15 protein-coding genes and 2 rRNA genes (1 of these 17 cut by a window edge) are annotated in these 17769 nt (G+C 61.8%); 14 read left to right on the forward strand and 3 right to left on the reverse strand.

The window, feature by feature from the left end; translation table 11 throughout:
* The 14 genes from M5C98_RS07180 to M5C98_RS07245 form a co-directional block, all read left to right on the forward strand.
* A 23S ribosomal RNA gene (locus M5C98_RS07180) occupies window positions 1–1096 on the forward strand; it begins 1782 nt to the left of the window's first position.
* 118 nt (window positions 1097–1214) lie between these two features.
* Window positions 1215–1327 (forward strand): 5S ribosomal RNA (gene rrf / locus M5C98_RS07185).
* A gap of 93 nt (window positions 1328–1420) precedes the next feature.
* Window positions 1421–2161: a 16S rRNA pseudouridine(516) synthase gene (locus M5C98_RS07190; protein WP_272551874.1), complete on the forward strand. Its 741-nt coding sequence runs from the start codon at window positions 1421–1423 to the stop codon at window positions 2159–2161.
* Between the two features lie 159 nt (window positions 2162–2320).
* Window positions 2321–3274 (forward strand): YncE family protein, encoded by a 954-nt coding sequence (locus tag M5C98_RS07195; RefSeq protein WP_272553191.1) that lies wholly within the window; start codon window positions 2321–2323, stop codon window positions 3272–3274.
* Window positions 3275–3280: 6 nt separating this feature from the next.
* Window positions 3281–4102 carry a polysaccharide deacetylase family protein gene (locus M5C98_RS07200; protein ID WP_272551875.1) on the forward strand — a complete coding sequence of 274 codons (822 nt, stop codon included), beginning with the start codon at window positions 3281–3283 and terminating at the stop codon, window positions 4100–4102.
* Between the two features lie 36 nt (window positions 4103–4138).
* Entirely contained in the window at window positions 4139–5182 is a 1044-nt protein-coding gene (locus M5C98_RS07205) for a sterol desaturase family protein (protein WP_272551876.1), read from the forward strand.
* A 37-nt stretch (window positions 5183–5219) separates the two neighbouring features.
* Window positions 5220–6095 (forward strand): EI24 domain-containing protein, encoded by an 876-nt coding sequence (locus M5C98_RS07210; protein ID WP_272551877.1) that lies wholly within the window; start codon window positions 5220–5222, stop codon window positions 6093–6095.
* Complete coding sequence (locus M5C98_RS07215; protein ID WP_272551878.1) at window positions 6092–6913, forward strand: competence/damage-inducible protein A; 822 nt, start codon at window positions 6092–6094, stop codon at window positions 6911–6913. The genes M5C98_RS07210 and M5C98_RS07215 overlap by 4 nt, the downstream gene beginning before the upstream one ends.
* 169 nt (window positions 6914–7082) lie before the next feature.
* Complete coding sequence (glnA, locus tag M5C98_RS07220; RefSeq protein ID WP_272551879.1) at window positions 7083–8498, forward strand: type I glutamate--ammonia ligase; 1416 nt, start codon at window positions 7083–7085, stop codon at window positions 8496–8498.
* A gap of 206 nt (window positions 8499–8704) precedes the next feature.
* Window positions 8705–9211, forward strand: a complete 507-nt coding sequence (locus M5C98_RS07225; RefSeq protein WP_272551880.1) for a hypothetical protein — start codon at window positions 8705–8707, stop codon at window positions 9209–9211.
* Window positions 9212–9264: 53 nt separating this feature from the next.
* Window positions 9265–10290: a nitrogen regulation protein NR(II) gene (gene glnL, locus M5C98_RS07230; protein WP_272553193.1), complete on the forward strand. Its 1026-nt coding sequence runs from the start codon at window positions 9265–9267 to the stop codon at window positions 10288–10290.
* Between the two features lie 42 nt (window positions 10291–10332).
* Window positions 10333–11937 carry a nitrogen regulation protein NR(I) gene (ntrC, locus tag M5C98_RS07235; protein WP_272551882.1) on the forward strand — a complete coding sequence of 535 codons (1605 nt, stop codon included), beginning with the start codon at window positions 10333–10335 and terminating at the stop codon, window positions 11935–11937.
* 196 nt (window positions 11938–12133) lie between these two features.
* Window positions 12134–13090: a ferritin-like domain-containing protein gene (locus M5C98_RS07240; RefSeq protein ID WP_272551883.1), complete on the forward strand. Its 957-nt coding sequence runs from the start codon at window positions 12134–12136 to the stop codon at window positions 13088–13090.
* A 233-nt stretch (window positions 13091–13323) separates the two neighbouring features.
* Window positions 13324–14838, forward strand: a complete 1515-nt coding sequence (locus tag M5C98_RS07245) for a hypothetical protein (RefSeq protein WP_272551884.1) — start codon at window positions 13324–13326, stop codon at window positions 14836–14838.
* A gap of 73 nt (window positions 14839–14911) precedes the next feature.
* Here the strand turns inward: M5C98_RS07245 and xth are convergent, their stop codons facing one another.
* The 3 genes from xth to M5C98_RS07260 form a co-directional block, all read right to left on the reverse strand.
* Window positions 14912–15688 (reverse strand): exodeoxyribonuclease III, encoded by a 777-nt coding sequence (gene xth / locus M5C98_RS07250; RefSeq protein WP_272551885.1) that lies wholly within the window; start codon window positions 15686–15688, stop codon window positions 14912–14914.
* 300 nt (window positions 15689–15988) lie between these two features.
* Window positions 15989–16357 carry a response regulator gene (locus M5C98_RS07255; protein WP_272551886.1) on the reverse strand — a complete coding sequence of 123 codons (369 nt, stop codon included), beginning with the start codon at window positions 16355–16357 and terminating at the stop codon, window positions 15989–15991.
* Window positions 16358–16485: 128 nt separating this feature from the next.
* Window positions 16486–17559, reverse strand: coding sequence for a mechanosensitive ion channel family protein (locus M5C98_RS07260; RefSeq protein WP_442867243.1), 1074 nt, complete (start codon window positions 17557–17559; stop codon window positions 16486–16488).
* Window positions 17560–17769 lie beyond the last annotated feature (210 nt).

The raw sequence follows: 17769 nt of genomic DNA on the forward strand, positions 1-17769 counted from the left end.
GCAAACACGAAAGTGGACGTATAGGGTGTGACGCCTGCCCGGTGCTGGAAGATTAAATGATGGGGTGCAAGCTCTTGATTGAAGTCCCAGTAAACGGCGGCCGTAACTATAACGGTCCTAAGGTAGCGAAATTCCTTGTCGGGTAAGTTCCGACCTGCACGAATGGCGTAACGATGGCCACACTGTCTCCTCCTGAGACTCAGCGAAGTTGAAATGTTTGTGATGATGCAATCTCCCCGCGGAAAGACGGAAAGACCCCATGAACCTTTACTGTAGCTTTGTATTGGACTTTGAACAGATCTGTGTAGGATAGGTGGGAGGCTTTGAAGTGAGGACGCTAGTTCTCATGGAGCCAACGTTGAAATACCACCCTGGTGTGTTTGAGGTTCTAACCTAGGTCCATTATCTGGATCGGGGACAGTGCATGGTAGGCAGTTTGACTGGGGCGGTCTCCTCCCAAAGCGTAACGGAGGAGTTCGAAGGTACGCTAGGTACGGTCGGACATCGTGCTAATAGTGCAATGGCATAAGCGTGCTTAACTGCGAGACTGACAAGTCGAGCAGATGCGAAAGCAGGACATAGTGATCCGGTGGTTCTGTATGGAAGGGCCATCGCTCAACGGATAAAAGGTACTCTGGGGATAACAGGCTGATACCGCCCAAGAGTTCATATCGACGGCGGTGTTTGGCACCTCGATGTCGGCTCATCTCATCCTGGGGCTGTAGCCGGTCCCAAGGGTATGGCTGTTCGCCATTTAAAGAGGTACGTGAGCTGGGTTTAAAACGTCGTGAGACAGTTTGGTCCCTATCTTCCGTGGGCGCTGCAGATTTGAGGAAGCCTGCTCCTAGTACGAGAGGACCGGAGTGGACACACCTCTGGTGTATCGGTTGTCACGCCAGTGGCATTGCCGAGTAGCTAAGTGTGGAAGAGATAACCGCTGAAAGCATCTAAGCGGGAAACTCGTTTCAAGATGAGATCTGCCGGGGCCTTGAGCCCCCTAAAGAGTCGTTCAAGACCAGGACGTTGATAGGTCAGGTGTGGAAGCGCAGTAATGCGTTAAGCTAACTGATACTAATTGCTCGTGCGGCTTGACCCTATAACTTTGATCACCATTTGATCAAGTTGTTATGCCAAGTGACGCAGTCAAAATACAAGCTGATTCCAAACTCTATGAATTCGCCGCCTTGATCACATCAAGGTAGCTCCAAGTTATGCCTGATGACCATAGCAAGTTGGTACCACTCCTTCCCATCCCGAACAGGACAGTGAAACGACTTTGCGCCGATGATAGTGCGGGTTCCCGTGTGAAAGTAGGTCATCGTCAGGCTCTTACAGCCCAAAGCGCCCCGACATCCAACGATGTCGGGGCGCTTTGCTTTGGAAATTCAGAATATTGATTTAAGCAACACGTTGTAGTGATATGCAGTTACAAGACATTCTTTATTCTCAAGGGTTTGGTACCCGGCGTGTATGCGCAGGACTAATCCAGCGTGGCTTGGTCCAGTTATTTGATTCGGAGACTGGTATTTTTCAAGTCTGCATGAATTCAGTTATGGATTTGAAACCAGAGGGAATAAAGTTTCGGGTGTTAGAGGAAACATGGGTATATCAATCCAGAGCCTATGTGATGCTTCACAAGCCATCCGGCACCGAGTGTTCTCAAAAACCTTCGACCTATCCCAGCGTTTACACGTTGCTCCCCATGCCGCTGCGCCAAAGACCTTGCAAAAGTGCGATACAGGGTGTGCAGGCGGTGGGGCGGTTGGATCAAGATACGACAGGGCTCTTGTTGCTCAGCGATGATGGCCAATTCATCCATCGCATGAGCTCACCCAAGAAGCATGTTCCTAAATTGTATGAAGTGGGAACCAAGCATCCGGTAAGTTCAGTTCAGATCGACCGTTTGCTTGAAGGAGTTGTGCTTGACGATGATCCTATTGCAGTAAAGGCAGCCGCTTGCGTGCAGACTTCCGATCATGGATTGAGCCTTACTTTGACTGAAGGCAAATATCACCAAGTCAAGCGCATGCTCGCTGCGGTGGGTAACCGTGTAGAGACCTTGCACAGGTCTCGTATCGGCAACTTGGCCCTACCAATTGGGTTGGCGCCAGGGCAATGGAAATGGCTGGATGACGACGATCTTGCTGCATTGACCAGCTAGCTGATTAGCTATTGCACGAATGTCTTCGACGCATGCTGTTGCGGATGACGTTGAGTTGTTGCCCGGATAGGCATAGGCCATGCATCTTCACCGGCTACACTGCCGCGTGTTGTGAAAGTACCTACTGTGAAGTTTTCAATTGGCGGATGTTTCCGCGTTGTGTTTTTGGGGTGGGCGTTCTTTGCTACGGCCGCGAGCAGCGCAGCGTTACCCCCCGTTTTTGTGCTGAATTCGCTTGAGGCGGACATCAGCGTGATCGATCCTGCTACTTGGACGGAAACATCTCGGATTCCCACCGGGAAAGAGCCGCACCATATGTATCTGACGCCAGACGAGAAGTCTCTCGTCGTAGCCAATGCGCTGGCCGATACGCTGACCTTCATTGACCCTAAAAGCGCTCAAGTGCAGCGCACGGTTCGGGGCATTGTTGATCCTTACCACTTACGGTTCACGCCTGACATGAAGTGGTTGATCACCGCTGCCAATCGCTTGAACCATGTGGACTTTTATCGCTGGGATGGCAAAGACCTCACTTTGGTACAGCGGGTGGCTACGGCCAAAACCCCCAGTCATCTTTGGGTGGATAGCCAGAGCCGAACGGTCTACTCAACGATGCAGGACAGCGATGAACTGGTCGCGATCGACATTGCAACCCAGAAGATCAAGTGGCGCATCAAGACGGGTGCCATGCCTGCAGACATCTACGGAAGTCCCGACGATAAATTCCTTTTTATTGGTTTGACGGGCAGCGATAGTGTCGAGGTCTTCGACGTGTCTGAAAGTGCTCCCCGCAGTGTCCAGAGAATCAAGACTGGGAGCGGGGCCCATGCTTTCCGGGGCGCAGGTGACAAGCGCCACGTGTTTGTCAGCAATCGGGTGGCCAATACGATCAGCAAGATCGACATGGTCAAACGTCAAGTGGTCGATACCTATCCGGCGCCTGGAGGGCCAGATTGCATGGACGTCTCAGCCGATGGTCGGTGGATCTATGTCAGCGCCCGATGGGCTCGCAAGATGCTGGTCATTGACACGGTAGAACGCAAAGTCGTGCAGAAGATCAATGTGGGCAAATCGCCCCACGGTGTGTGGACGCTTCAGCACGCTCCGCGGTAGGAGTTGATGAAGATGGCATTGCGCACCATGGCGCTCATTGGGCGGCTTGCTATTTTTTTGATAGCTAACGGGGCCTTCAATGCTGCGGTGGCGGCTGAAACAGCCGACTGCCAAAAGCCCGTGTACCTGACCTTCGACACGGGGCACATGGAAATTGCTCCTTTGGTTGCCGAAGTGCTCAAGCGCAAAAAGGTTGTGGTGACCTTTTTCGCAGCAGATGAAAAAACAAAGACTGGCGATGGGAGTTTGGGAGCGCACTGGGCGCCGTGGTGGCATGCGCGGGCATCGGAGGGGCATGCTTTCGCCTCCCATACCATGGACCATACATATTGGCGTGCGGATGCGGGTACGGCGGATACGCCGAAATTCCATGTCCGGTCATCTTCCGGCCCTCAAGCGGGCAAGGATTTGACCCTCAGTGCGGAGCAATACTGCAGTGAGATCCGAAGGGCTTCCGACCGTTTGCGCGAGGTGACGGGCAAGGTGCCTCTTCCCCTTTTTCGTGCGCCTGGCGGAAAGACGTCGCCTCGCCTATTGGCTGCGGCCAAGTCATGCGGCTATGCCCACGTGGGGTGGTCACCGGCGGGCTTCTTGGGCGATGAGTTGCCCAGTGAAAAATTCAGCAACGCCGCATTGTTGAAAAAAGCGCTGGACAATATTCGGAGCGGAGACATTTTGCTGGCCCATCTTGGCATCTGGTCGCGTAAGGATCCCTGGGCTCCTACCGTGTTGGAGCCCTTGATCGACGGGTTGAAGCAGCGCGGATTCTGCTTTAGAACATTGAATGACCATCCGGATTACCGTGATTGGTTGGCTGGTAAGCGTTGAACCGGAACAACCGTCTGTGACAGGAGCATGTGAGCGATGGATTGGCTGACGAACGGGTTCGATAGCGCACAGCAATGGCTGTTTGAGTCACTCATCCAGCCGATCATGTTTGCGACGGGGATGGCTGGCCTGCTGGAGGATGGCTATGCTGCCACAGGCTGGCTGTTGGTCGGCCTGCTGCAATTGGTCGTGATGCTGGTCATCATCGCGCCGCTGCAGCATTGGCGCCCTGTAGAACCAATGCTCGACCGTGCTGCTGTCCGAACGGACATCGTCTACACATTGATTCACCGCCTCGGTCTGTTCCGTTTGGCGCTTTTTTTCAGTGTCGATCCGTTGTGGGACGCTTTTTTCGGGGTGCTGCGCATGGACGGTATCAGCACATTCCATCTGGATGCGCTGTGGCCGGGCGTGACCGATCTGCCGTGGGTCAGCCTGCTGGTCTATTTGGCGGTCTTTGACTTTCTGGATTACTGGATCCACCGCGGGCAGCACCACTTCGAATGGTGGTGGCGGCTGCATTCGTTGCACCATTCGCAGCGGCAGATGACCATGTGGAGCGACAACCGCAACCACCTTCTCGATGATCTTTTGCGCGATGCGATCGTGGTCACCGTGGCGCAGCTGATCGGTGTGGCGCCAGGCCAATTCGTGGCCATCGTGGCTTTGACGCAGTTGAGCGAGAACTTCCATCACGCCAATTTGCGTTTATGGTTTGGCCGCTGGGGCGAGCGTTTGTGGGTCAGCCCCCGGTTTCACCGCCTGCATCATGCCATCGGCATAGGGCATGAATCGGTAACGCTGCGTTCCGTACAGACCCCTTCGAAGTTGCTGTCGGAGAGTTATGTTCAAGCAGAACCCGCTTTGAAGCCAGTCACCGTTCTGGGTGGCTGCAATTTTGGAGTGTTGTTGCCTTGGTGGGACATGCTTTTCAGGACTGCCAATTTCGAACTGCGATACGACCCGACAGGGGTGCGGGACCAGGTTCAGCCGGGGCCTGACGGCCGTGTTCGAAACTATGGACAGGGGTTTTGGGCGCAGCAGTGGCGCGGCGTTTTGCGCCTGTTCGGCAGAGCCTAGATAACGGCTGGACTTCTGCACACGCTATCCTCCCGCCATGGCATTGCTGATCCATTCCTTCTGGCGCGCAGCCGCCCATTGCCTGTATCCCCGCGTCATCGGCCTCTCTCTTTTGCCGTTGCTGCTCATGCTGCTGCTGGCTTGGGCGGGCAGTCATTTTTTCTGGGACGCTGCGGTGCAGGCCGTCCGCACAGCCCTGGAGTCTTCAGACATTCTGGCGATGGTGTGGGGATGGTTTCAGGCTTGGGGCATGGAGCAGGCGCCTGCCACCCTCGCGCCTTTGATCGTGGTGGTTCTCACCACACCGGTGATCATGATCGTTTCGGTGCTGGTGGTCGCTGTGGTCATGACGCCCGCGCTTGTCACGTTCGTGGCCAAGCGCCGTTTCCCGTTGCTGGAGCGCAAGCGTGGCGCATCGTTTGTGGCCAGTCTGGCTTGGTCTCTCGGTGCGACTGTGGCTGCCATGACAGCGTTGCTGGTCTCCATTCCCCTCTGGCTCATTCCTCCGCTGGTATTGGTGCTGCCCCCGCTGATCTGGGGGTGGCTGACCTATCGTGTGATGGTTTTTGATGCCTTGGCGGAGCATGCCAGCCGTCAGGAGCGCGAAGAAATTTTCAAGCGCCACCGCATGCGCCTGCTGGCCATCGGAATCCTGTGCGGTTATCTGGGCGCGGCGCCTGGAATCGTCTGGGCGTCGGGGGTCTTGTTCGCGGCGGCATTCTTCGTGTTGATTCCGTTGGCCGTCTGGATTTACACCCTCGTGTTCGCCTTCTCCTCCTTGTGGTTCACGCATTACGCGCTGGATGCGCTTCAGCGGTTGCGAGCCGAGCAGAGCGGGGCTGCTGGCGACGCCAGCGTACCGCCAAGCCCCATCATTTTGCCCACGGCCCCCGCCGGAAACCCTACACCATGACCCCTTCCTTTGGACTCATCATCATTGGCGACGAAATCCTGTCCGGCAAGCGCGCCGACAAGCACTTGCCCAAGGTGATTGAACTGCTGGGTGCGCGTGGCTTGCAGCTGGCCTATGCCGACTACGTGGGCGACGACCCAGATCGCATCACCGCCACTTTGCAACGTGCCTTTGCGTCCGGAGATGTGGTGTTTTCTTGCGGCGGCATCGGCGCCACCCCCGACGATCACACCCGACAATGCGCCGCGCGCGCATTGGGCGTGCCGCTCCGATTGCACCCCGAGGCCGAGGCGTTGATTCGACAGCGCATGCAGGACGTCGCGATCGAACAGGGCGTGCCCTATGAGCCTGATCGTGCGGACAACGTGCACCGGCTGAACATGGGGGTGTTTCCCGAGGGCGCTCGAATCATTCCCAATCCATACAACAAGATCCCTGGTTTTTCATGCGATGGTGGGGCCGGTGGTGCCGTGCATTTCGTGCCGGGGTTTCCTGTCATGGCTTGGCCGATGGTGGAGTGGGTTCTGGACGACCAATGTGCACAGTGGTTCAACCGCGCGCCCCAGACCGAGCATTCCATCGTTGTCTACGGCGCGATGGAGGCTGCCTTGACCCCGTTGATGGAGCGGATTGAAAGCCAGCATGCACCAGTGCGGGTTTTCAGCCTGCCCAGCGTGGATCATCCAGTGCATGGGCGCCACATCGAACTGGGAGTGAAAGGCCCTGCAGAACGGGTGCCCGCGGCGTGGAATGCTTTGCAGGAAGCGCTGCATGAATTTGGTGCAAACTGCGGCCCTGAAATGGTGCGGAATGTATAAGTTTCACTAGTGTTCATTGTTTTGCACTTGATTGGTGCAAATTTAGCGAGATGGCAGGCGGTGTCGTTCTCATGCTCCGCCTTAGTGCATCACAGCACCTGGCTGGCACGCAACCTGCTTTTATTTCGTGGTGTTTTTTTCAACAAGCGCTTAAATCCTGGAGAACCTGATGGCAAAGACCGTTGCAGACGTGATGAAGATGGTGAAGGAGAATGAGGTCAAGTTTGTTGACTTCCGCTTCACCGATACCCGCGGCAAGGAGCAGCATGTGACTGTGCCTGTGTCCCATTTCGATGAGGACAAGTTCTCTTCGGGTCACGCGTTCGACGGCTCCTCGGTGGCAGGCTGGAAGGGCATCGAAGCCTCGGACATGCAACTCATGCCCGATCCCAACACGGCCAACATCGACCCGTTCTTTGAGGAAACCACGCTGTTCCTGCAATGCGACGTGATCGAGCCGGGCGATGGCAAGGCATACGACCGCGATCCCCGCTCCATCGCCAAGCGCGCTGAAGCCTATCTGAAGGCCTCTGGCCTGGGTGACACCGCCTTCTTCGGCCCTGAACCTGAATTCTTCATCTTCGACGGCGTTCGCTGGTCCAACGAGCCCGGCAAGGTCATGTTCGAGATCGAAGAATACGAAGCGCCCTGGAACTCCGGCGCCAAGCTCGAGGGCGGCAACCGCGGCCACCGTCCCACCGTGAAGGGCGGCTACTTCCCGGTCCCTCCCGTTGACAGCACGCAAGACATGCGCGCCGAGATGTCCCTGATTCTCGAATCCCTGGGCATTCCGGTCGAAGTGTTCCACCACGAAGTGGCAGGCGCTGGCCAGAACGAAATCGGCACCAAGTTCAGCACGCTGGTCGAGCGCGCCGACTGGACGCAGGTCCTGAAGTACGTGGTCTGGAACGTGGCCAATGCCTACGGCAAGACCGCCACCTTCATGCCCAAGCCCTACGCCGGCGACAACGGCTCCGGCATGCACGTGCACCAGTCCATCTGGAAGGACGGCAAGAACCTGTTCGCAGGCGACGGCTATGCCGGCCTGTCCGACTTCGCGCTGTACTACATCGGCGGCATCATCAAGCACGCACGTGCGCTGAATGCCATCACCAACCCTGGCACCAACAGCTACAAGCGCCTGGTGCCCGGCTTCGAAGCCCCCGTGAAGCTGGCCTACTCGGCCCGCAACCGCTCGGCCTCGATCCGCATCCCTTACGTGGCGAACCCCAAGGGCCGCCGCATCGAGGCGCGTTTCCCCGATCCATCGGCCAACCCGTACCTGTGCTTCTCGGCCCTGATGATGGCCGGCCTGGACGGCGTGGAAAACAAGATCCATCCCGGCGAAGCCGCCACGAAGGATCTGTACCATCTGCCACCCGAGGAAGACAAGCTGGTGCCCACCGTGTGCCACAGCCTCGACCAGGCGCTGGAGTATCTGGACAAGGACCGCGGCTTCCTCACCAAGGGCGGCGTGTTCTCCGACTCGATGCTCGATGCTTACATCGACCTGAAGATGGGCGAGGTCACGCGCTTCCGCATGGCACCCCACCCTGTCGAATACGACATGTACTACTCGCTGTAAGCCTTGGGCTTCGGCCAAGGAATACGCACCCAAAAGGCGGCTTCGGCCGCCTTTTTTCATGGCACGATTCGTGGTCCAACGCGGCGCTGTAGCCCAAAGGGTAATAACCGCCCGAGACTGGGGGGCCGATTGGCGGGGCTCTGCGATTGGGAGATACTCCCCTGGCATCTCCCGCATGCCGCCGGCATGCCTTGCGAGGAACCTGAATGAAGAAAACACTCATCGCACTGATGGCCATCGGCGCCGTGGCGCCTGCCGCGTGGTCACAGGATCGCATCTACCGCTGCGGCAATGAATACACCAATAACGCCAGCCAAGCCAAGGAACGCGGCTGCAAGCTGGTCGAAGGCGGCAATGTGACGGTCGTGCAGGGTGCTCGCCCGGGTGGCACGCCAGCGGCCTCCGGTGGCAGCACGCCGAGCGCCAGTACCTCGCCTGCCAATGCCCCACGGGTGGACACCAACGACCAGCGGGCACGGGACTCCGATGCGCGCGCCATCCTGGAAGCCGAGCTGCGCAAGGCCGAGGCGCGGCAGGCCGAGATCGCCAAGGAATACAACAACGGCGAGCCCCAGCGCACCGCCCTCGAATTGCGCAACCCCCAACTGTGGATGGAGCGTACCGCCGAGTTGAAGGCCAGCCTGGCCCGCGCGGACAGCGATGTGGCCGGCATCAAGCGCGAACTCGCCCGTCTGCCCGCGGCCAATCGCTGAGCGTGGTGGCTTCTTCCAAACCCGATACCGCGCGCTACCAGGCGCTGGACCTCGTGTCCACGCTCGTGGCCGTGCTGCAACCTGACGGGGCCGTGCTGTTCGCCAATGCCTCCCTGGAGAACATGCTCGGGCAGTCGCGGCGCACGCTGGAGGGCTCCGATTTCAGCGGCTATTTTTCAGACCCGGCGCTGTTGCAAACGGCCTTGGCCGGAGCGCGTGGGCAAGACTTCGCCGCACTGCGATTCGAGGCCGCACTGCGCCGGGCGCAGCAGCAAGATGCCATGCCCGTGCATGTCCACCTGGCGGTTGCAGAACACTCTGGCGAAATCCTCGTCGAGCTTTGGCCACTGGAGGCTCAGGCTCGGCAGGACCGCGAAGAGCGCCTGCGCGAACAGGCGCTGGCCAACAAGGAGCTGATCCGCAACCTGGCCCACGAGATCAAGAACCCCCTGGGCGGCATCCGCGGCGCGGCGCAGTTGCTGGAGATGGAGCTCGATAACCCCGAGCTCACCGAATACACGCAGGTCATCATCCACGAGGCGGACCGCCTGCAAAGCCTGGTGGACCGCCTGCTGGCGCCGCACCGCCATCCGCATCTCGTGGGGGACGTGAACATCCACGAGGTGTGCGAGCGTGTGCGGTCGCTGGTGCTGGTCGAATACCCGCAGGGGCTGCGGGTTCAGCGCGACTACGACACCTCGATCCCCGAGTTCCGCGGCGACCGCGCGCAGCTCATCCAGGCGCTCCTGAACATCGTGCAGAACGCTGCGCAGGTGTTGACCGAACGCATCGCTGTGGGCGACGCGCTGATCACGTTGAGCACGCGGGTTGCGCGCCAGGTCACGTTCGGCCGGCAGCGTTATCGGCTGGCACTGGAATTGCATGTCATCGACAACGGACCGGGCGTGCCCGAAGCCATCAAGGAGCGGATTTTCTATCCCTTGGTGACAGGGCGTGATGGGGGATCGGGGTTGGGTTTGACGCTGGCACAGACCTTTGTGCAGCGGCACCACGGATTGATCGAATGCGACAGCATGCCGGGTCGCACCGATTTCCGAATCCTCATTCCCTTGCCTTGAGGTCCCGATAAGCAATCCATGGGAACAAGGTAGAACCAACACATGAAGCCGATCTGGATAGTAGATGACGACCCCTCGATCCGCTTCGTCCTAGAGAAGGCGCTGGCACGCGAGAGCTTGCCGACGCGCAGCTTCACTCACCCGCGCGAGGTGCTGGACGCGCTGGCTGAAATCACCCCCGGCGATCCGGAGCGGCAGGGGCCGCAGGTCCTGGTGAGCGACATCCGCATGCCGGGCGGCTCGGGCCTGCAGTTGCTGGAGAAAGTGCGCGAACAGCAGCCGGGTCTGCCCGTCATCATCATGACGGCGTACTCCGACCTGGACAGCGCGGTGTCTGCCTTCCAGCGCGGCGCTTTCGAATACCTGCCCAAGCCCTTCGACCTGCCCAAGGCGGTGGAGTTGATCCGCCGTGCGGTCGAAGAAAGCCAGCGCGAAGAGGTCACCGAAGAGCGGCAGACCGCCACCCCGGAAATGCTGGGCCAGGCCCCGGCCATGCAGGACGTGTTCCGGGCGATCGGGCGGCTGAGCCAGAGCCAGGTCACGGTGCTCATCACCGGCGAATCGGGTTCGGGCAAAGAGCTGGTGGCGCGCGCGCTGCACAAGCATTCGCCCGTGGCGGGCGGGCCCTTCGTGGCCATCAACACCGCCGCCATCCCGAAGGACCTGCTGGAGAGCGAGCTGTTCGGCCACGAGCGTGGCGCCTTCACCGGCGCGCAGACCCAGCGGCGCGGGCGCTTCGAGCAGGCGGAGGGTGGCACGCTGTTCCTCGATGAAATCGGCGACATGCCGTTCGACCTTCAGACGCGTCTGCTGCGCGTGCTGTCCGACGGCCAGTTCTACCGCGTCGGCGGCCATGCCGGCGTCAAGGCCCATGTGCGCGTGATCGCGGCGACCCACCAGGATCTGGAACGCCGGGTGAAGGACGGCGTGTTCCGCGAAGATCTGTTCCACCGCCTCAACGTCATCCGGCTGCGCCTGCCCGCGCTGCGCGAACGCCATGAAGACGTGCCCATGCTCACGCGGCATTTCCTGCAGCAGAGCGCGCGGCAACTGGGTGTGGAGCCCAAGCGCATCTCCGATGTCGCACTCGTGCGGCTGGGCCAATTCGGTTTTCCCGGCAATGTGAGGCAACTGGAGAACATCTGCCACTGGCTGACCGTGATGGCGCCGGCCCAGGTCATTTCGCTCCAGGATCTGCCCCCCGAAGTGCTGGAGGCGCCCGTGCCTGCGGCGGCGCCGGAGGTGTCCGTACAGGAGCCGCGCGGCGAAGCACCGGCGACGCCGCTGGCCGCCTCTGTCCCTTCAAGCGCCGCTCCCACGGCAGTGGCGTTGCCCGGCGAAGAGCGGGTGCTTGCCACCTCGACCCTCGGCGCGGCCTTCCCGGTGCCGGGGGCTTCGCAGGTGATCCTCGCTGATCCTCCCGGCTGGGAGCAGGCGCTGGAAGCCGAGGCACACAAGCTGCTGTCGGGCGGGCAGACCGAGGTCTGGGATGCCCTCTCGCGTCGGTTCGAGTCGCGCCTCATCCGCACGGCGCTGGCCGCTACGCACGGACGGCGAATGGAAGCGGCGCAGCGCCTGGGCATCGGCCGCAACACCATCACCCGCAAGATCCAGGAACTGGGCCTGGACGCGCCGGAAGATGCATGAAGAAAAGGCCTCCACCGCAATAAAGACGGCGGCATGTAGCTATTAAATTAATAGCAATGAAGCGTTGTCGGGCCTGAGTTTTGCCAAGGGCCTGTGCAAGCATGAGTCCTACAGTCGCGCGGTGCACAGGCCGACCTCCGGCGCAATGGATGCCTTGAAGAATGAAGGCACTGTTCAACCAACCGGAGTTACTTTCATGTCCGATTTCAACGATGCAAACCGCGACCCTCTGACCAACGAGCCTGGCGCACACCCCGTGGGCACCGGCGTCGGCGCTGCAGGTGGCGCGATGGCTGGCGCAGCGGCCGGTGCTTTCGGCGGCCCCATCGGTGCCGCTGTCGGCGGTGTGGCGGGTGCGGTGGTCGGTGGCCTGGCTGGCAAGGCCGCCGCAGAGTCGGTCAACCCCACGGTGGAAGACGCCTACTGGCGCGAAAGCTATGAACGCGAGCCCTACCATGTGAAGGGCCGCTCCTATGACGAATACCGTCCTGCCTACGAATTGGGCTGGAACTCTGTGGGCCGCTACGACGGCGACTTCGATGCCGTCGAGCCCAACCTGGCCCGCGACTGGGGCACTGCCCGCTCCACGAGCCGCCTGGAATGGGAAGAAGCTCGCCCGGCGGCCCGCGCTGCATGGGAACGCGCAGGCCGCGGCACCACGGTCTCTTCGAGCCCCACGTATGACAACACCACCGCGCTGGTTGACAACGACGATGTGGTCGATGTGCTGGACGACCTGCTCGAATCGTGCCGCGACGGCGAATACGGCTTCAAGGCCTCGGCCGAGCATGCTGAATCGCCTGAGCTGAAGGGCATTTTCCTGCGCCACGCCAGCGAATGCGCGGCTGCGGCCACCGAACTGGAGCGCGAAATCCGCAACCATGGCGGTGAGCCTTCCAGCGGCGGTTCGATGTCCGGCGCACTGCATCGCGGCTGGGTGTCCGTGAAGGCCGCCATGTCCACGCACGACGACAAGGCCGTGCTGGAAGAGTGCGAGCGTGGTGAAGACGCCGCCGTGGCCCGCTACCGCAAGGCGCTGAAGGCATCGTTGCCAGCCAACGTGCGGGCCATGGTGGAGCGCCAGGCCGAAGGTGCCCAGCGCAACCACGACGAAGTGCGTGCCCTGCGCAACCGCTTCCAGGCTGCGGCATAACGTTTCCGCGGACGGTTCTGCGAAAGCTCAGCCGCCGCGGCTGTAGCCCGAAAGCCCCGGACTCCGGGGCTTTTTTGCGTCTGCCAGCAAACCCGTACAGCCCGTTCGCATCGTGCTGCGGCGCTTCGCTCGAGAGCCCGCAACGGGCCGGGGACGAACCCTAGAGTGAGCGGTTCATCGGTGGCGTGCCCGCCCGGTGGACCATTCCGTTCACAACAAAAGGGGGAGATTTCATGAACGCAATCCAAAGCAGCCCGGCCTCCGCGCGGCGCCCGGTGCCCGAACGAGGGCAGAGCTTTCCCGGTGCCGATCGGCGTGAGGCCAACGCCGATACGGCTGCGCCCCAGCAACGCGCTCGCGCGCACACCACAACGTCTTCCGGCGCGCTGCAGCCGCTTTTCCCGCGCTCTGGCGGACCGCACGGCAGCACCGCCGCGCCGCGGCCGCGGGCCGAACTGCCGCGGCCAGCCGGTGCCGGACATACCGCCTCTTCTGCGCAAATTTCGTCCCTGGAGGCCGCTTCTCTCGTCGAGATCGACCTGTCCGACAGCGTGTCCGACCGGAACTCGGTCTATTTTTCTCCTCGGACGTCTCTGCCTCGGGAAGAGGTGTTGCATGACGCTGCCGAGGCCACCATCGCATCGCTCCTGGGCCCGGGCGCCGCACAGGCACCGGACGTCGTCGCGCGGCTGGAGCGCAACACCGAAGTGCTTTTCGAAAAAGGCATCGACACCCCGAAAAAGCTCCACGATTTCCTGAGCCAGGCTTGGCGCCACGACGCCACTTTGAGTTTCATCGGCATGGGCTTTGCCGACGGGGGCGGGTACATGGCGGGCATGACGGCGGCCAATGAAAAGCTGGTGGCGATGCTGCCTCTGGCGTTGCTCAAGAACCCCTCCCTGCTGGGGCTGGCGGTGGGGGTGGGCGTGGGGGCGGTGGATGTGTTCGCCAGCGTGGTCGGCGGGGCCATCGTCAAGCCCGGCATCTACAACGACTACGGCGGCAACACCCGGCTGCCGGCTTCGCTGCAGCCTGATCCGCATGCGGAAATCCTTAAAAACGCGGGTATTTCAGCAGGTCTCAACGTGGCCAAGAACCTGCCCAGGACGGTGGAGCCCTACATTCAGGCCGCCATCGAAGGCCGGGGAGACCACAGCGTGAACCGTGTCTGGGCCGATCGCATCGACGCCACGTTCATCGACGGATTCGGCGGCATGCTGGCCGCCGGTGCGAAGAACGTGATGAAGCTGTCGCAGACGGTGCCTTACGACGCCAGGATGCTGTTGCGCGAAGACCTGCCCGAGGTCATCGATAAAACACGCAAATCCTGGGGCGATACGATCAAGGCGGTGGGGCCCTCGGCATTGCAGGGCGCCAAAGCGCTGGTGACGTCGCCCGTGCCGGCCGCGGTGGTGGTCACGGTTGGCCTGTTCGCCTCCGAACTCTTCGCTGCGAACTCCAGCATCGACATCACCGGATCGCCCGCGTCGCTGCCCCCCGACCGGGCCGATGCCGGCATGCTGGCGAGCAAGCGCGCGTCGTCGGTGATGCTGTTCGGCCTCATGTCCGGGCTGATCGAAATCGGGGCTCCGTATGTGGCGCAGGGCGGTGGCTACGCGGCCCAGAAAATCAGGGCCGGTTGGCAGCAGGTCCCCAACGTGATGGCCTGGGCGCAGGATCGCCTGGGCCCGGCCGCCCGCAGGCAACCGGATGTGGAAATGGGGCTGGCGGGCGCTGCCCGTCGTTGAGGGGTTTTGATCGGCGTCGATTGCCCGCTGGCGAGCCGCCTCGGCGGCCGCAGGGCCTGTCGGAGCCTTCTGGTCAGTCCAGCGTGGCGACAACCGGCGTGTGGTCGCTGGGCTGCGGATTCTTGCGGGGCGCGCGGTCGATGGTGCAGGCCGTCACGCGTCCCCGCAGCGCCTCGCTCACCAGGATATGGTCGATGCGCAGGCCGCGGTTTTTCTGGAACCCCAGCATGCGGTAGTCCCACCACGAATAGCTTTTTTCGGGCTGCTCGAACAGGCGGTAGGCGTCGGTCAGGCCCAACTGCAGCAGTTGCTGGAAATGTCCCCGCTCCTCCACGGTGTGGTGGATGGTGTCCTTCAGGCCCACCGGATCGAAAGAGTCGCGGTCTTCGGGCGCGACGTTGAAGTCGCCCAGCAGGGCCAGTCGCGGGTGGGCCAGCAGTTCCTCGCGCAGCCAGCGGTGCAGCGCTTCGAGCCACAGCATCTTGTAGGCGAACTTTTCCGAGCCCGGCGCCTGGCCGTTGACGAAATAGCCGTTCACCAGCCGCAGCGGGCCGTCCGGGGTGTCCAGGGTCGCGGCGATCACGCGGGCCTGCGCATCTTCATGGCCGGGGATGTTCCGGACCACGTCGCGCAGCGGGCTGCGGCTCAGGATGGCGACGCCGTTGTAGGTTTTCTGGCCGAAGGCGACCGCGTGGTAGCCGATCTCCTTCAAGGCGTCGTGGGGGAATTTTTCGTCCACCAGCTTCAGTTCTTGCAGGCACAGCGCATCGACGGGGTTGTCGGCCAGCCAGGCGATCACCTGGGGCAGGCGCACGGAAAGGGAGTTGATGTTCCAGGTGGCAAGTTTCATTTTCGACCCATCTTGGTGGCAAGCACGCCATTCGTCTTGAAAGCTCACCCGCCTCGGCCGTGCGGCTTTGCGCGGGATGATCGCGTGATTTTCCCCCTTGCGGGCGCGGCCTGGCGCGAAAGGCGCCGAGGGCTGCGCCTGAGGGGGCAAAAGAGGGGGGACATGCGTCTGGCCGATTGGCCAAGCCGTGCCGAAGCAGATGCGGCCCGTGCTGCGGATAGGCCGGCAGAGATGGCCGCTATCCCTGCGAGTCGCCAACAAGGAATATCGGTCACGGTTCAGCGAGTGCTGAACCGCCGCTCAGCGCAGGGGCGACAAAATCCCGGTGAGGCGCCGCCAATCGACGGGCTTGAGAAAGTGGTGGTCCACCACCGCCAGCAGTTCGGTGACGCGGTCGTTGGTGTCCGTCCATCCGGTCAGGGCGATCAGGACGATGTCGTCCCGGTGCGCTTCGCGCACGCGCCGTGCCAGTTCCAGGCCGTCCATGCCCGGCATGTCGAAATCGAGCAGCACGCAGGCGGGCTGGTGCTGTTCGATGTAGTGCAGCGCATCCGCGCCGCTGTTGGCAATCGCCGCGGTAAAACCATCCAGTTGCAGCGCCATGGCTGCCAGCTCCGCTGTTTCGGGATGATCGTCCACCACCAGTATTTCTGCCGCCCTTTGGGTCATTCAGCTCGTCTTTCTAGTAACTGCGTTTTATACCTTCAAGCGCTGGAAAGGGCTATGTCAAAAGACATGGCGTGTCCCCTCGCTGCCATCGGCAAGCGGCGTTCCTGCCACCGTGCCTGCGAGTGCCATCAGGCCTGCGGGTGCGGCGATGCGTCGGCGCGCACGGCCTCCTGCGGGCCACGCACCTGGGGCAGGCAGTCGGGGTATTCGCGCTGGATGAAGGTGACCAGTGCCTCGCGCACGCGGCAGCGCAGGTCGAACGCCAGGCCGGACGACCGGGCAGAGACCAGCACGCGGATCTGGATGGTGCGCTCGGTCACGTCGGTCAACTGCAGCACGCTCACGCGCCGGTCCCATTCCGGCGCCGTCTCCAGCACGCGGGCCAGCTCGGCGCGCAGCGGGTCCAGCGGCAAACGGTAGTCCGCGAACAGGAACACGGTGCCCAGGATCTGCGAGCTGGTGCGGGTCCAGTTTTGGAAGGGGTTCTCGATGAACCATTGCAGCGGAATGATCAGCCGCCGCTCGTCCCAGATGGCCAGCACCACGTAGGTTCCCGTGATCTCTTCCACGCGGCCCCATTCGCCCTGCACGATCAGCACGTCGTCGATGCGGATGGGCTGCGCCAGCGCGATCTGCAGGCCCGCGATGATGTTGCTGAACACCGGCCGTGCCGCGATACCGGCCACGATGCCGACCACGCCGGCCGAGGCCAGCAGGCTGGCGCCCACTTGCCGCGCGCCGGGAAAGGTCATGAGCATGAGCGACACCGCTGCCATGACCACGCCGGTCATGGCGGTGCGCGACAGCACCCGCGCCTGCGTGGCGACCCGGCGGGCGGTGAGGTTGTCTTCCACATTCGCCGGATAGCGGGCGATGAGCCCGTCCGCCACGCCGCCGATGGCCGCGATCAGCGCCCAGGCCGTCACCGCGATGAGGGCCAGCCCGGTCAAATGGCGCACGGTGGCCAGGTGCGGCAGGCTGTCGGCGGCGGCGACCCAGACCAGTTGCGTGGCGAACAGCGGCAGCAGCACCCGCATGGCCGGCACACAGGCCTGTACGACGGTCTGCAGCACCGGCAGCCCCCGCGTGGCACGCAGCGCAAGCATCGCGGCGATGCGGTGGGCCATGGCGCCGGCGAAGGCAGCGAGGCTGGCGCCGAGCAGGGTGGCAAGCCAGGGGGAGAGAGACAAAAAATCCAGCATCGTCGAGGGGGCTCCTTGGGGTGGGCGGTGGGAAGAAAAAGAACGGCGGCGGGACGGGGGCCGGCAAGGGCCTGCCGCTCACCGGGCGGATGGCGTGGGAAGGATCTCAGCCCCCTTTGGGGCACCGGAATGGCCCTGCCGCGGCAGCGCTAGGCCCGGGTACATCCCGATTGTCCAGATGCCGCTTGGAAGTAAAAGATTCCAAGAACT

Origin of the sequence: Acidovorax sp. NCPPB 3576, from assembly GCF_028473605.1 — a bacterium.
Taxonomy (GTDB): Bacteria; Pseudomonadota; Gammaproteobacteria; order Burkholderiales; family Burkholderiaceae_C; genus Paracidovorax.

What these genes read in the sequence shown, in the direction of transcription:
- M5C98_RS07190 (WP_272551874.1), top strand. Translation starts at nt 1,421, where the DNA reads ATGCAGTTACAAGACATTCTTTATTCTCAAGGGTTTGGTACCCGGCGT.
- M5C98_RS07200 (WP_272551875.1), top strand. Translation starts at nt 3,281, where the DNA reads ATGAAGATGGCATTGCGCACCATGGCGCTCATTGGGCGGCTTGCTATT.
- M5C98_RS07205 (WP_272551876.1), top strand. Translation starts at nt 4,139, where the DNA reads ATGGATTGGCTGACGAACGGGTTCGATAGCGCACAGCAATGGCTGTTT.
- M5C98_RS07210 (WP_272551877.1), top strand. Translation starts at nt 5,220, where the DNA reads ATGGCATTGCTGATCCATTCCTTCTGGCGCGCAGCCGCCCATTGCCTG.
- M5C98_RS07215 (WP_272551878.1), top strand. Translation starts at nt 6,092, where the DNA reads ATGACCCCTTCCTTTGGACTCATCATCATTGGCGACGAAATCCTGTCC.
- glnA (WP_272551879.1), top strand. Translation starts at nt 7,083, where the DNA reads ATGGCAAAGACCGTTGCAGACGTGATGAAGATGGTGAAGGAGAATGAG.
- M5C98_RS07225 (WP_272551880.1), top strand. Translation starts at nt 8,705, where the DNA reads ATGAAGAAAACACTCATCGCACTGATGGCCATCGGCGCCGTGGCGCCT.
- ntrC (WP_272551882.1), top strand. Translation starts at nt 10,333, where the DNA reads ATGAAGCCGATCTGGATAGTAGATGACGACCCCTCGATCCGCTTCGTC.
- M5C98_RS07240 (WP_272551883.1), top strand. Translation starts at nt 12,134, where the DNA reads ATGTCCGATTTCAACGATGCAAACCGCGACCCTCTGACCAACGAGCCT.
- M5C98_RS07245 (WP_272551884.1), top strand. Translation starts at nt 13,324, where the DNA reads ATGAACGCAATCCAAAGCAGCCCGGCCTCCGCGCGGCGCCCGGTGCCC.
- xth (WP_272551885.1), bottom strand. Translation starts at nt 15,688, where the DNA reads ATGAAACTTGCCACCTGGAACATCAACTCCCTTTCCGTGCGCCTGCCC.
- M5C98_RS07255 (WP_272551886.1), bottom strand. Translation starts at nt 16,357, where the DNA reads ATGACCCAAAGGGCGGCAGAAATACTGGTGGTGGACGATCATCCCGAA.
- M5C98_RS07260 (WP_442867243.1), bottom strand. Translation starts at nt 17,559, where the DNA reads ATGCTGGATTTTTTGTCTCTCTCCCCCTGGCTTGCCACCCTGCTCGGC.